Origin of the sequence: Bacillus daqingensis, assembly GCF_042654445.1 — a bacterium.
GTDB lineage: Bacteria > Bacillota > Bacilli > Bacillales > Salisediminibacteriaceae > Alkalicoccus > Alkalicoccus luteus.
The window spans coordinates 55,810-68,974 of record NZ_JBHSGK010000021.1; the positions used below are offsets into that span (position 1 = coordinate 55,810).

Here is a 13,165-nt window from a genome sequence, read left to right on the forward strand (position 1 = left end):
TGAAAAACAGGATGCGCCCGACGGCACATCCTGTTTTTCAGCTATTTACTTAAAGCGAGTCCGCTCAAAATATGCTGTTTTGTTTCTGTCGATACGACAGCCCGTTGCTTAAACACATCGTACCGGTTGTTTCTAGCTGTTTGTAAAATCTCCCGATAAAAGTAAGCGGCTGCCTGTACTGGCAGTCTGGCCGCCGGAGAGTATAAGTGAATATCCTGCAGTCCTTCTTGATAAAATGATTCCGCTAAAGTAGCAAGTCTTTCCCAAACTTGTACAAACGACTCGTTCACAATCCCGGCCTCAAGCATTTCTCGCGTATAACCGTATTCCTTCATCAGATCATCCGGCAAATACTTTCTGCCCAGTCGAATATCTTCTCCAACATCTCGAAGGATATTGGTTAATTGCATGGCATATCCAAGCTTGATCGCACTGGGGCGAAGATCGTTCTCTTTCCCTGGAGCCAGAATCGGCAGCAGCATTAAGCCGACAGTTGACGCTACATGGTAGGAATAATCAAGTACCTCTTCAACAGACGTATACGACCGGCTTCGCAGATCCATCCGCTGACCTGCAATCATGTCATAAAAGGGCTTAAGGTCGAAGTCAAACCTGCTGAACGTATCAGAGAGCGCCGTCCAAAGCAGTCTTTCCCGAGGCACCGCCCCTTGTTCAAACTGCATCAGCTCCTGTTCAAACTGATCCAGGTCCTCTTCCTGATTTGTGCCTTCATCTACGAGGTCATCAGCTGTGCGGCAGAACGCGTAAACCGCCCAGACTGCCTGCCGCTTCGCTTTTGGCAGGTGCTGAAACGCTTTTGAGAAGGTTTTGGAGTGTTTTTCGATGACCATTTTGCAGTGCTTATATGCCTGTTCTGTGTGCATAAAGTCCGCTCCTTTCTAACGTCTGCCGGACGAAGGCTGTTTGAATTATCAGCCATATTAGTAATAGAGTATCAGAAAACATCCGCCATAAACAGCTATGTGGCCGGCTGAAGGGAGGAATCACCTATTTCCTCATCTCTTAAAAGCTCATTCAGTACTTTTGCCCCCTGCATCACAATGGGGATTCCGCCTCCCGGGTGAACGGAAGCACCAACTGCATATACATTATCGATCTCAAACGGTTTAACTTGCGGTCTGAATACACCTGATTGAAACAGTGTTGGCGCTATCCCGAAGCTCCCCCCTTGGAATAGTCCATCCATTTTTGCTTCATGAGGGGTTCGGATATGAGACCATTCTGTTTTTTCCAAGAGACCGGCATCTACCCTTTCGATCAGTTTTTCTTTTATGTTCTCCGCGTAGTCTAGATATTCCTGCCTTGTCACATGTGCTGCCGAAGGAACCGGGACAAGAACGTAGGCCACTGCATGTCCTTCAGGTGCGAGTGACGCATCAATTAAGCTCGGCTGAAATACATAGAAAGAAGGATCTTCTTCCAGCTTCTTATTTTTGAATACGGACTGCATATGTTCATCAAGGCTCTTTCCCATGTAAAAACTGTGCACGTGCTCTGTCTGAAGGGGCTTGTTCAAGCCGAAATAAAGAAGCAGACATCCGGAAGACGGTTCATAGTTTCGAACTTGTCGTTTACGCACCAGCTTCTCCACTGCTGGAAACTCACCATTCATAATGACCCTGTCACAAGCAATTTCTTCTCCATTTACCTGGACACCCTCAGCGTGCAGCTCATCCTCAGACATTCTCAGACCGTTTACACTTGCTCCCGTGCGAATAACAATGCCTCTTTCCTCCATTGCTTCCTGAAGCACTTCAGCAAGCCGGGCATATCCCCCATCAACATACCAGATTCCGTGAAAATGCTCGCTGAATGGAACGAGCGAATACATAGCAGGAGTAGCATCCGGAGCTCCTCCTATATAGAGCGTCTGCAGCATGAACGCTTCCTGCACCCGCTTATCTTTGAAGTATGTTTTCACCTGCTTTTTTACGGACTGGTAAGCCTTGAGCCTCAGCAGATGCTGAATGTTTCTGCCTGTCCAAAAGTCTTTTTTCTTTACAAATGCTCTGCCGAGAAAAGAGGCACTTCCGATTTTAAATCGTTCTTCCATATCGGTCATATAAGCGGGAAACGCCGCCGCATCTTTTTCAGAGAACCGCTCCAGTTCCTGCTGCTGCTGTTCAATTCCGCTCATTTTCAATAACGTCGATCCATCCTGAAAATACATTGGATAAAGCGGATTGATCCTCGTCATAGCTATCCGGTCCTGCAGGTTGAGTTCTTCCAGTATGGTATTAATCATGTCAGGCAGCAGGACGATCGTAGGGCCTTCATCGATTTTATAGTTTCCGCGGTCATGATAGGCGAGCCGCCCTCCTAATCGCGGCTTTTTTTCAAACAAGATCACCTCATGCCCTGCCTGATTTTCATAAAGTGCGCTGATCATCCCGCCTATACCGCCGCCGCAAATGATCGTTCTCATGCTTTCACCTTCTTCCTGTCATGAATGGCTATCAAAGAAGAAGTAATCCGTGCAGATTCAAAAATTGTTGGCAAGCCGCTGCCAGGATGTGTGCCTCCGCCGGTCAGCCATAGTCCTTTGATATCATCGAACTCATTATGTGGCCGGAAATACATCATCTGCCCTAAATTATGCGCTAAATTGAAAGTAGCTCCTTCGTAAATAAGCTTATCCTCTTCCCAGCCTTGTGGAGACAGAACACGCTCCACTTCAATTCTGCTCTCCAAATCAGGGATACCTGCACGATCAGCCACCGTTTGGAGTACCAGGTCACGGAATGCTTTTTCGTGTGTTTCCCAATCGATGCCGCTCATATTGTTTGGAACAGGTGCGAGTATATAGAGCGCTGACTTCCCGTCCGGAGCAACCGTACGGTCAGTAACAGCGGCATTTTGCACATAGATGGAAGGATCATCCGGCAGCACTTGTTCTTTCATAATTTCATCTACGTTGCGTTTATAGTCTTCAGCGAACAGGACGGTATGGTGGTCCAAGTCCACCTCTCCGCTCACTCCTAAATAAATCATAAAAGTAGAACAGGAGTATTTTTTCTTCTTCAGTTTCTCATCGGAATATTTTCTCCGCTGGCCATTATCAATGAGGTGTTTCATGCTGTGCGCAAAATCAGCATTCATGACGATATGATCAAAGCGGTGAATACTCCCATCCTCAAGCTCAAGGGATTCTGCACGCCCATTCTCAATATTGATTTTTTTTACACCTGTTCCCGTTCGGATATCAGCCCCTTCTTCCTCAGCAGCTCTGGCCAGTGCCTTCGTCAACTGATTAACTCCGCCTTTAGGATGGAAAACACCGTACTCATGCTCCATAAAAGAAAGAATCGTAAATGCCCCGGGACAGTCCCACGGTGACATCCCCAAATATTTTGATTGAAATGTAAATGACAGCTTTAATCGTTCATCATCAAAATATCTGGACAACACGTCATAGAGAGAGCTGCCAATCTCCAGCTCCGGTACTGCTCTCAAACTTCGAGGACGAAGGTAGTCCAGAAGAGAGGCGTGCTTCTCCTGCAGGATCGGTGATAGAACAGCCAGCTTTTTTCTCGTATCTTTCATAAACTTGATGTATGCAGGACCGTAGCCCGGGAAATGCTTCTCAATTTCAGCAGACATCTGATCTCGATCGCTGCTTGCGCGAATAGTTAAATCTGAAAACTTCAATGTATACATCGGATCAAGACGGATTAACTCCACGTAATCTTCTAATTTTTTGCCTGCTTCTTGAAAAACTTCTTCCAAGATGTGCGGCATACTAAAAAATGTTGGACCTAAGTCAAAAGTGAAGCCATTTTCTGAAAAGGATGACGTTCTGCCGCCTACGTATTGCTGTTTCTCAAACGTTGTCACCTTGTACCCTTTTGATTGAAGCAGCATAGATGCTGCAAGGCCTCCGGGACCTGCCCCGATAACTGCCACTTGTGTCATTTTGAACACCTGCTCTCCTGCTTATCTAAATACATATATAGCTTTCCCCGATAAAGCATGATATAAACGCCACCGTATAAGTTTTGTTTATCTTTTTTACATACGAAATGATACGTTCTTTCCTTATACTTACAGCTCGTAAAAAAGCTGCCCTTGGGCAGCCGGCGGTCCGTTATCGCTTTTTCTTCATCGTGATTAAATACCATCCGCCTTCACGGATTAACGGCTTCATATCGGCAATTCGAAAGCCGGTTTTATCAGCATACTCTTTTAAATCATCCGGTGACGGAAGCGGGTATAGATTTTCATGGGCAGACATAAACGTATTGAATGCGCTCGTAAATGCCGCTCCGTATTTCGCTTTAACCAGCGGACAAATAATCGTAACCGTTCCCTCTCTTGCCAATGCCTGGTGAAATGTTCGAAATAAGTCGACCCGTCTTGACGGTTTGAAATAATAAAGCAGATTATGCGCCATAATCATATCAGTGCGACCATCAAAATTTTCCAGAAACTCTTCAATTTCGCTTTCCCTGATATCTATCTCATCCGGAAGCGAGGCATTTGCCTTTTTAACTACATCAGGGCTCAGCTCCACTCCGATCAATTCCGTTTTCGGGTACTTCGTGTGAATCGCTTTTAAGTACCCCCCAAATCCGCAGCCAAGATCGATCACACTTGAAGGCTTTTCCTTCTTTACCCAGCGTAAAATTGGTCCAACAGCCGCTTTTTCGAGCAGGGTGGACGTTTCCGCTACAATTTCAGCGAACTTATCGGATAAATATGTAAGCCGTTCATCCGATTCCATTATTTCGGGATACTCAAGCAGCGTAGGAATATGCAGCTCCATCATTTCGCTCAATAAGATGCCGACAGATTCACTGCTTTTCTTTGAAGCGTATTTAACCATTTTTCGTTTCGAGCTGATCTTTCCGCTTCTTGATTCTTTTAAATGGTTTACTTCTACCCCTACATCAACCCAGCGCTGAAGCAATTCTTTGGAGAGCTTTTCTGAAGCAGCTACCTCTCCTACAGATTTCGATTTCTTAAAATGATCAAATAAATCCAGCTTGTATCCTACATGTGCATGCCACGTTTGTAAAAAATTCTCATTTGTTTTCATCCAGTTACGTGCTTGAAGCATTCGCTGCAATTCACTCATGCCATCACCTGCTCTATCGTTTAAGTTGTCAATCTTTGTAACTGAATTCCCTGTTGTCAGTTTCCTTAAACCACTGGATGAACCGCTTGACCCTGCTTAGGGAACGGCAGAATTGTGATTACATCTTGCTCAATAAATATCCTTGCACTTGCCTGAATCGGCAGACATTCGCTTTCCCTGCGAGAATGGTCGCGGATTCCTTACAATGTCCGGAGGATCTTCCCTTCGATGTCGGCAGCTGACAGAAGCATCGCCTGATTTTTTTAGCGCGTGTCTGCAAATGCCATCTGAACCTTCTTCATGCAGCGTCTCTTATTCACTAGATAACGCTGGTGCTTCGAAGAAGCCTGTATCCGAGTGAAGCCGCGCCATCCTTCCATTCATACAGGAGTCATCCTGAGAATTAGCTGAAGGCCAGCCCCGTAAGAAAAGTTAGGCGCAGCAGGAATGCATATAAAATGAATGATCTGTTTGTTAGGCTAACGTTGTCAACAGCATGATCTCCCTTAGGAATGCGGGTTTCCTTATCATAAACAAAAAGCCCGGTTCATTATAAACCGGGCTTAGAAAACGTTTTTATTCGTTTAGTGAAAATACGTCGGATATTTTTTCTTCAATCGGACCAAAGCTTCTTCTACCTGCTCACTGTTCGCTACCTTCTCTTCTCCAATCAGCCTCAGTGTATGATCGGCGTCGATGTTTCCAGCAAACAGCTTAATGCTTGATTCTGAACTGCACTCTTCTGAAGAATACGATGCTACGTCACTGGCACAGTCAACACTCTCATAACGTTCATAAGCTGCATATACGCTCTCTACTGTTCCTGCGTCGCTTAGACGCTTCGTCTCAACTAATTCTTTCACGAGCACGATTGGTCATCTCCTTGAGTTGTATTAATCTACGCTTTAATCATACATACTCATTTAGAAAATTGCGAGATGAAATGTGACTTTTTTGTGAACAAAGCTAAAAACACGTCATGTAATCATTCACAATTGGTAATTTCAGGATGACAGCACGCTTTCTCGCTGTTGCATCATGATTATTTTTGTTTAAACGCATTACCCCCGGCTTTTTCTACAATTGAAGGCGCAAGCTGATATAAACGGGCAGCAGCGCCCATCCACCAAGGCATCATTCTGGACCTTTTTTTCCGGACGATGAGTTGTACTGCAGCGCGTCCAACTGTTTCCGGTGCCAGCATCATTTTCTCTATGTTCTGTTTGTAGCGTCCGCTTCGATCAGCCGTTTCAAAAAAAGCAGTATCCACCGGCCCCGGCATCAATATTCCTACGTGAATGCCATACGGCTTCATCTCCATCCGAAGAGCATCCGCATAGCCTGCCACCGCATGCTTTGTAGCACTGTAGATGCTCGTTTTTGGAGTAGGCAGCCTAGAAGAGATGGACCCGGTAAAAATGATGCTGCCTTCCCCGCGTGCTTTCATGAAGGGCATTACATACTTGGCCGCCGCAGCGCCGCTCAGTACATTAAGACGAAACATGTCTTCTGCCTGCTCTAATTGCACATCTTCTGCATAATCGAATGCCCCGAACCCGGCATTGTGAATATAAGAAAAGATTGGTCCAATATTGGCTTCAATTCGCTCAATCATGTTTTTTAAGGCTGAAAAGTCCGATACATCACACACTTCTACAACCGGCCGGATCCTGGTAAGCTGCTCTACTTTGTTTTGAGTTGCCTCAAGCCTGTCTCTAGTTCTTGCTACGATGACGGGAAGTGCTCCTCTTGCAGCTGCTGCGCAGGCAATTTCTTCCCCGATGCCGGTGGATGCCCCGGTTATCACGATAATTCTTTGCTTCAATGATTGCTTCAAACTGATTCCTCCTATTCTTGACGTTTAACTTCATGTTGACATTGCGTCTTACGAAGAGCATAATAAACGTAATTTTCAGTATACAGGAGTGTCAGAGATGAAACTATTTATTGCAGGTGCAGGATCAATGACAGAGGCAATGGTTAAAGGATGGATAAAAGAAGGCAGTATTCCGCCTGACCATATTACCATTACGAACAAATCGAATGACCAGGCACTTGCCAACCTCCGCAGCCTTTACGGAGTTCAGACCACACGTCATGCGCAAGCTGCAGCTGAAGCAGATATCATATTTCTCTCCTGCAAGCCAAAGGATTGGGAAGATGCTCTTGCTCCGCTTAACGGCATATTACGCAGCGACCAGCTTCTGGTGTCGGTTATGGCAGGTGTTACGACTTCATCTTTAGAAGTGGCTTCCAAGGGACCCGTTGTGTTTCGTGCGATGCCTAATACGTCCGCTGCCGTACGTGCGTCCATGACCTCCTTTGCCGGGGGAAGCGCCGCTGAAGACGTGCACATCCGTACAGTAGAGCACGTGTTCAGTTTGATCGGCGAAACAGCTCATGTAGAGGAACATCTCCTCGATGCTGTTACGGCGCTTACTGGAACAGGTCCAGCTTACATTTATTATCTAATGGAATCGATGGAAAAAGCGGCTCAGGCGATCGGGATTCCTGAAGAGCTCGGTCGAGACCTCGTAGCTCAGACCCTTCGCGGTGCTGCAAGAAGAGTTCAGGAGGAAGATACCACACCAGCTGAACTGTATAAGCAAATCATGAGTCCTGGCGGGACGACAGAAGCAGGGTTTAACGTGCTTAAAGAACAGCATGTTCAGGAAGCATTAATTGCCTGCATCGAAGCCGCAAATAACCGTTCCAAAGAATTAGGTGCTCCTGCCGCCAGCAGACAGCAAAGCTGATCCGACGTTTCCTTAGAGAGAAGGTAATCATGCTCCCGCTCACGAGCAGGAGCATTTTTGATGTGCCTATAAATAGTATACACGCATCATTTCTGCTTGGTTGTATATGCTGATTTGCCTTTCCGCGTGTTTTAAATCATAGTAAACTAGTAAGCAGCGTGTCGCCAACAGCCTATACATAAAGGATTTGATCTATTCATGGGGTTTCTTCCAGAACATATTCGAACGAAGCTGGAATACATTGTTGAGAACAACTGGTTCACCAACGCTGTCATTTTAATTATCCTATTTAATGCAGTTGTTGTCGGGATTGAAACATATCCTGGAGTTTATGAGGCAAATCAGTCCACCTTTTTCTTCATTGACAGAGTATTACTATGGATTTTTACAGTAGAGATTGCAATGCGTATGGCTGCCTCAACGTCGTTTAAAGGATTTTTCTCAAACAGCTGGAACTGGTTTGATTTTCTCATTGTCGCTGCGAGCCATATTCTGGTCGGAGCCTATTTTGTAACTGTTCTGCGCATCCTGCGCGTCCTCCGTGTTTTTCGCGCCATCTCAGTGATTCCGTCATTGCGACGGCTAGTCGATGCGCTGTTGATGACGATCCCCTCTCTCGGAAACATTATGCTTTTAATGAGCATCGTTTTCTATATTTTTGCAGTGATCGGCACTATGCTGTTCCAACAAACAGCTCCTGCCTATTTCGGAAATCTGCAGCTGTCGCTGTTAACCCTTTTTCAGGTCGTCACCTTGGAATCATGGGCCTCAGCAGTCATGAGACCCATTATGGATGAACTGTGGTGGTCGTGGATTTACTTTGTTTCATTTGTTCTTGTAGGAACCTTCGTTGTCTTTAATCTCTTTATTGGTGTCATCGTTAATAATGTTGAAAAAGCAGAGCATACGGGAGCCGAGAAAGAAGAGGACCCGGTTCAAAAAGAGCTCTCTGAAGTAAAACAGGAGCTTGCTGCCATTAAGAAGCTGCTTCAGCAAAAATCTGAAAACGAATGACGTCAGATTATCTGACAATTTTGCCCGCCCCCGTTTTCTATCGTGGTATAGTATAACAAACAAAGCTGATGGACGAGGAAGGACGGGGATTTCTTTGGCAGATGCGTCATCCTATAAGGATAAAAAAGTAATTGGAATTGGGATTGCCAGCGAACTAACCGGATTATCCGAGCGTCAGATCCGTTACTATGAGGAACGGAAGCTGATTTTTCCTGACAGAAGTAAAGGCGGAACGCGCAAATATTCGTTTGCAGATGTGGAACGTCTCGTAGATATTGCGAACAAGATGGAAGATGGCATGCAGACGTTTGAGATCCGCAAAGAAGAAATGAAACAATCTGATATTCGCAGTAAAATGCTGCGAGGTCAGCTGAATGCTGCGTTTAAAATGCGTAAATAACAAACAGAGGCGTGACAAGACCTAAGTCTGTTGTCACGCCTCTGTTTGTTTATTGACTTTTCCTTCTAAAAGCTCTACTATTATGCATGGAGATAGGTGGACAGGAAGCTGATTTCCAAATCACTGTCCCCGTTTAAGTACCTATTAATTTATAGAAAGTGTGCATATCCATGCCAAATATTCAAGAAACAGACGTGCTCAGCGGACGTATTGATACGTTTATCGTTCCTGCAGAGCAGGTGGCAAATGTCCAGCCTGATCATTCGTTGGAGCATGCCTTGCTTGTACTAGTAAAGTCTGGTTATACAGCGATTCCCGTTCTTAATATCGATACACAGTTAGTTGGTATTATTAGTAAGGCTAAAATACTCGACTCTATTCTCGGCATCGAACGGATGGAGCCGGAACGACTGAACAACTATTTAGTGAAGGATGTCATGAACGAAGATTTTGTTACTGTGCATGAAGACGCGCGGTTTGAACGAGTGATCAATCAATCGATTGAATATCCCTTTGTTTGTGTGCAAAACAGCAGCACCGTGTTTAAGGGTATTATCCCGAGGAGTAAAATACTTGCTCATCTGAACGGTTACCTCCACGAGCTGCGTCGAACATGCTTTAAACAGGATGAAGATTAGTAAAAACAGGCCTTTAATACAAAAAGCAGCCCTCCCATTTTTATGAGGGCTGCTTTTCAGCGTGTTGATAACGCCTTTATGCATGCCAGTCCCTGCAAGTACCTGTATCTGCGGAAAATCATTCTCCAAAAAGGACGGGCCCGACTTTACCTCCTGCTCCGCGAATCGTCGCAGCGTTTTTCAGATGCACCCTAAGCAGTTAGAAGGTTCTATATCACACGAACGGAGACGGTCTGTATTTAAGTGAAGCTGTACCCTTCTTACATTCAAAAGCCCGCAGCAGGCTGGAGAAGCGAAATAGGCGAGCATGGAAATGCAGAAGCAATTAACAGGCATGACTTTTTAATCGGGTCCAACGAAAACCTGGCAGAGGAGCGCGTTTGTAAAAAAATATTCAAAAATACGGGACGTTCTTATTCCACCGGCCCCAACAGACTGTTAAGCTTTCGTTTGCGGTCGCTGAACATTCCAAAGAGCATCAGCTTGACGGCTGCTGAAGGCACTGAAGCGTCAAACTGTACCATGTCAATCATCTTTGTGCGGCCGTCCGGCTCCGTTTTAAATGCATGAACGTGGCGCCACATCTTGAAAGGAAATGGTACCTCTATCCCTTCATCAATAAAATAGTTCGGTTCGGATACTTCACTGATTCTGCTTTTCCAGGAGAGCTTGGCAGCGTAAAAATTCATTTGCAGCTTAATCTCAGCTCCCTCTTCACTTCGCTCGGATCCCTTTACCGTTATTTCAGGAAAGGTGGTGATAGCCGCCAAATTTTCAGTCGCCTGAAAAAAATCCCATACCTCCTGAAGAGGTTTGTCTATAATCGTTCCGTAGTAGAATGTTCCGCTGGACATATACACCGCTCCCTTTTCAACAAACTAAGCCGGCTAGGGCTTTTTTTCTTTACCCGTTTATGATCTTGCTCATACCTGATTACGCATAGATATTAACGAGAAGACCCTGTATTTCTCCAGTTTGTTTTAACAGGTGGAGGCCTTTTTGTTGACCGCGCAGAACGCTGTCCGTCAGATCAATCAGCTTCGAATCTACTTCTTTTACGATTTTGTAAACCTTTGTTCGTCCCCGCCGGTTAAATCCTCTCTGCTCTTCAAGCTGCAGGCCGAGCTTCACCGCCTCATCCATGAACTCTTTTACCATTTTTTTATAAAGTCTCAGTTCATCGACGGTACGGGAATCTGCAAGTCGTTTTCCCTGCTTTTCAATCGCCTCCAGCTTTTGGCCGAATTGGTCATAGGCTCCCTGCCTTCTGCCGTCCTTCATTATTTCCTGAAACGTTATTTTCGCTTCCGTGCTTTTATTGCTGCCGTCCGAAGCCCGCGCGGCACCGGCAGCACGTATTCGCTGTATATCCATTACACGTGATCCCCCTGCAAAATACATGTATTGCTATTAGTATAACAGATTGGCCTGCAGGCTTTGTTCTATTTATTGAAGCAGCTGAAGAACGCCCTGAGGCAGCTGATTTGCCTGCGCAAGCATTGCTGTTGCAGACTGGTTCAATATGTTATTGCGGGTGAATTCCGTCATTTCAAGTGCCATATCTGCATCTCTGATTCGCGATTCTGAGCTTGTCAGATTCTCGTGCGTCACCTGCAGATTGTTAATCGTATGCTCCAGACGATTTTGAACGGCACCCAGCTTGGCACGGGCATCGGACAACATGGCAACAGCCCGGTCCAGCTTAAAGATCGCTTCACCTGCGTCTTTACTGGATGCTACGGAGATATCCGTTATACCTAGCGTCACCGTGTCCATCTTTGGAATATCGATCAACACTTCCTGCCCGGTATTTGGTCCAATTTGGAACGCAAGCGCGTTGTTGGAAAGTGAAAATTCCTGTGCAGGTTGTTCTGCAGCAAGAACGGAAGCGCCTACCGGGTAATGAATCCCCTCATACCGGAACTCTCCATTGACTGTTGTCACGGTCTTTTCCGCCCGCACCAGTGTTTCAGTCTCATCCTCATTCAATTTGTTAAGCTTCAGAGACGCCGTTGCTTCGAGCTTCACTCGTGCAGTGCCATTGCTGGTAATATCCGCAGTTTTGATTGAAACTCCTCCGACTGTTACATCCTCTCCTTTTTCAATGACCTTTGTTTCCAGCACTCGTCCCTGGGGCCCGATGACTTCTACTTTTGCCGATGCAGATTGTTCATCATATTCCCGGACATTAATCGTGTAACTACCAAACTGTCCGCTGCCATTCGGGTCAAGTAAAACAGATGATTCATTAAGACCGGCAGCCGGCTGCGTCATCTCTGCCGTTTGTACGACATTTTCCATTTGCAGCCTGTAGCTTCCGCTCGCATATTCAGCCGACTGTACATCCGGTGTTCCACCCAAGATCTGCTCCCCTGAGAGCGTAGTTACTAGTGCACTGCTCCCGTCAAGCAGCTTCCGCGTATTAAATTCCGTTTTTTCTGAAACACTGTCAATTTCTTTTTTCAGCTGATCGATTTCTTTTTGCAGTTGCTCTCTGTCTTCATCGGTATTCGTATCATTTGCTGCTTGAACAGATAGTTCCCGCATGCGCTGGAGCATCGCATGCACCTCCTGAAGAGCACCCTCTGATGTCTGCATAAGTGATATACCGTCAAGTGCATTTCGTTCTGCCATTTTTAAGCCTTTAATTTGTGATCGCATTTTTTCTGAAATCGCAAGTCCTGCAGCGTCATCCGCTGCCCGGTTTATGCGAAGCCCGGACGAAAGCTTTTCCAAGTTGCTTGATGTCGCCTGCTGATTTTGATATAAGTTGCGATACGCATTAAGCGCCTGAATATTATTATTGATTTTCATATTGATTCCTCCTAGTTTTCAATCCCAATATGCTGTTCGTAAGCAGACAGCTGTCGCTTAACTCCTGCTTGAGGCTTTACACCAGTTTGTGTCCGAACTGCCGAGAGCCAGTCAGAATAGAGCGGCTCCATCATCATTCGCAGCCTTTTGATTCGCTCTCTGTCTTTGGTGAGATTACACTGCATCAGCTCATCTGCCGTATACTGATAAACGGCTTCAAACTGGTCTGCCAGGATCCCCGCCTCGTAGCGGAGGCCTGTTCCCAGACGGACACAAATATCAATTGACTGCTGTAAGGCTTTGTTCGCTTGCATATATTCTTTCTCACTTATACTGCTCTCTGCTTTTTCCATTTGCAGGCACAACGCCTCAAGCAAAAGAGCAGTAAGCTGCTGCGGCGTTTTTTCATACAGTTCTTTCTCCGTAAGCATATTCTCTCCCCCTCATC

13 protein-coding genes and 2 pseudogenes are annotated in these 13,165 nt (G+C 45.8%); 4 read left to right on the forward strand and 11 right to left on the reverse strand.

What is annotated here, in order from left to right:
* Nucleotides 1–41: 41 nt before the first annotated feature.
* The 6 genes from ACFO4L_RS15775 to ACFO4L_RS15800 form a co-directional block, all read right to left on the reverse strand.
* The gene (locus ACFO4L_RS15775; RefSeq protein ID WP_377910625.1) at nucleotides 42–884 is read right to left on the reverse strand and encodes a phytoene/squalene synthase family protein; all 843 of its coding nucleotides are present in this window, start codon (nucleotides 882–884) and stop codon (nucleotides 42–44) included.
* 95 nt (nucleotides 885–979) lie between these two features.
* A complete protein-coding gene (locus ACFO4L_RS15780) occupies nucleotides 980–2,446 on the reverse strand; it encodes a phytoene desaturase family protein (RefSeq protein ID WP_377910626.1) in 1,467 nt (488 codons plus the stop codon).
* Nucleotides 2,443–3,933, reverse strand: coding sequence for a phytoene desaturase family protein (locus tag ACFO4L_RS15785; protein ID WP_377910627.1), 1,491 nt, complete (start codon nucleotides 3,931–3,933; stop codon nucleotides 2,443–2,445). Before ACFO4L_RS15785 ends, ACFO4L_RS15780 begins: the two co-directional genes overlap by 4 nt.
* A 172-nt stretch (nucleotides 3,934–4,105) precedes the next feature.
* Nucleotides 4,106–5,095 (reverse strand): class I SAM-dependent methyltransferase, encoded by a 990-nt coding sequence (locus ACFO4L_RS15790; protein ID WP_377910628.1) that lies wholly within the window; start codon nucleotides 5,093–5,095, stop codon nucleotides 4,106–4,108.
* A gap of 584 nt (nucleotides 5,096–5,679) precedes the next feature.
* Entirely contained in the window at nucleotides 5,680–5,964 is a 285-nt protein-coding gene (locus ACFO4L_RS15795; RefSeq protein ID WP_377910629.1) for a hypothetical protein, read from the reverse strand.
* A 173-nt stretch (nucleotides 5,965–6,137) separates the two neighbouring features.
* Entirely contained in the window at nucleotides 6,138–6,932 is a 795-nt protein-coding gene (locus tag ACFO4L_RS15800; protein WP_377910630.1) for an SDR family NAD(P)-dependent oxidoreductase, read from the reverse strand.
* Nucleotides 6,933–7,029: 97 nt separating this feature from the next.
* Here ACFO4L_RS15800 and proC point away from each other — a divergent pair, with 97 nt between their 5' ends.
* From proC to cbpB, 4 genes are all read left to right on the forward strand, one after another.
* Nucleotides 7,030–7,851 carry a pyrroline-5-carboxylate reductase gene (gene proC / locus ACFO4L_RS15805; protein ID WP_377910631.1) on the forward strand — a complete coding sequence of 274 codons (822 nt, stop codon included), beginning with the start codon at nucleotides 7,030–7,032 and terminating at the stop codon, nucleotides 7,849–7,851.
* Nucleotides 7,852–8,049: 198 nt separating this feature from the next.
* A complete protein-coding gene (locus ACFO4L_RS15810) occupies nucleotides 8,050–8,865 on the forward strand; it encodes an ion transporter (protein ID WP_377910632.1) in 816 nt (271 codons plus the stop codon).
* 94 nt (nucleotides 8,866–8,959) lie between these two features.
* Nucleotides 8,960–9,265: a MerR family transcriptional regulator gene (locus ACFO4L_RS15815; RefSeq protein ID WP_377910633.1), complete on the forward strand. Its 306-nt coding sequence runs from the start codon at nucleotides 8,960–8,962 to the stop codon at nucleotides 9,263–9,265.
* A 170-nt stretch (nucleotides 9,266–9,435) separates the two neighbouring features.
* On the forward strand, nucleotides 9,436–9,903 hold the full coding sequence (gene cbpB, locus ACFO4L_RS15820) for a cyclic-di-AMP-binding protein CbpB (RefSeq protein WP_377910634.1): 468 nt from the start codon (nucleotides 9,436–9,438) through the stop codon (nucleotides 9,901–9,903).
* 413 nt (nucleotides 9,904–10,316) lie between these two features.
* Here cbpB and ACFO4L_RS15825 read toward each other — a convergent pair whose 3' ends face one another.
* The 5 genes and pseudogenes from ACFO4L_RS15825 to ACFO4L_RS15840 form a co-directional block, all read right to left on the reverse strand.
* Nucleotides 10,317–10,757 (reverse strand): SRPBCC family protein, encoded by a 441-nt coding sequence (locus ACFO4L_RS15825; protein ID WP_377910635.1) that lies wholly within the window; start codon nucleotides 10,755–10,757, stop codon nucleotides 10,317–10,319.
* Nucleotides 10,758–10,836: 79 nt separating this feature from the next.
* Complete coding sequence (locus ACFO4L_RS15830; protein ID WP_377910636.1) at nucleotides 10,837–11,277, reverse strand: YaaR family protein; 441 nt, start codon at nucleotides 11,275–11,277, stop codon at nucleotides 10,837–10,839.
* A gap of 72 nt (nucleotides 11,278–11,349) precedes the next feature.
* Nucleotides 11,350–11,676: pseudogene (locus tag ACFO4L_RS17590) on the reverse strand (flagellin); the annotation flags it as partial.
* 681 nt (nucleotides 11,677–12,357) lie between these two features.
* Nucleotides 12,358–12,717, reverse strand: a pseudogene (locus ACFO4L_RS17595) (flagellin N-terminal helical domain-containing protein); the annotation flags it as partial.
* Between the two features lie 11 nt (nucleotides 12,718–12,728).
* Nucleotides 12,729–13,148, reverse strand: a complete 420-nt coding sequence (locus ACFO4L_RS15840) for a flagellar protein FliS (RefSeq protein WP_377910638.1) — start codon at nucleotides 13,146–13,148, stop codon at nucleotides 12,729–12,731.
* Between the last annotated feature and the right edge of the window lie 17 nt (nucleotides 13,149–13,165).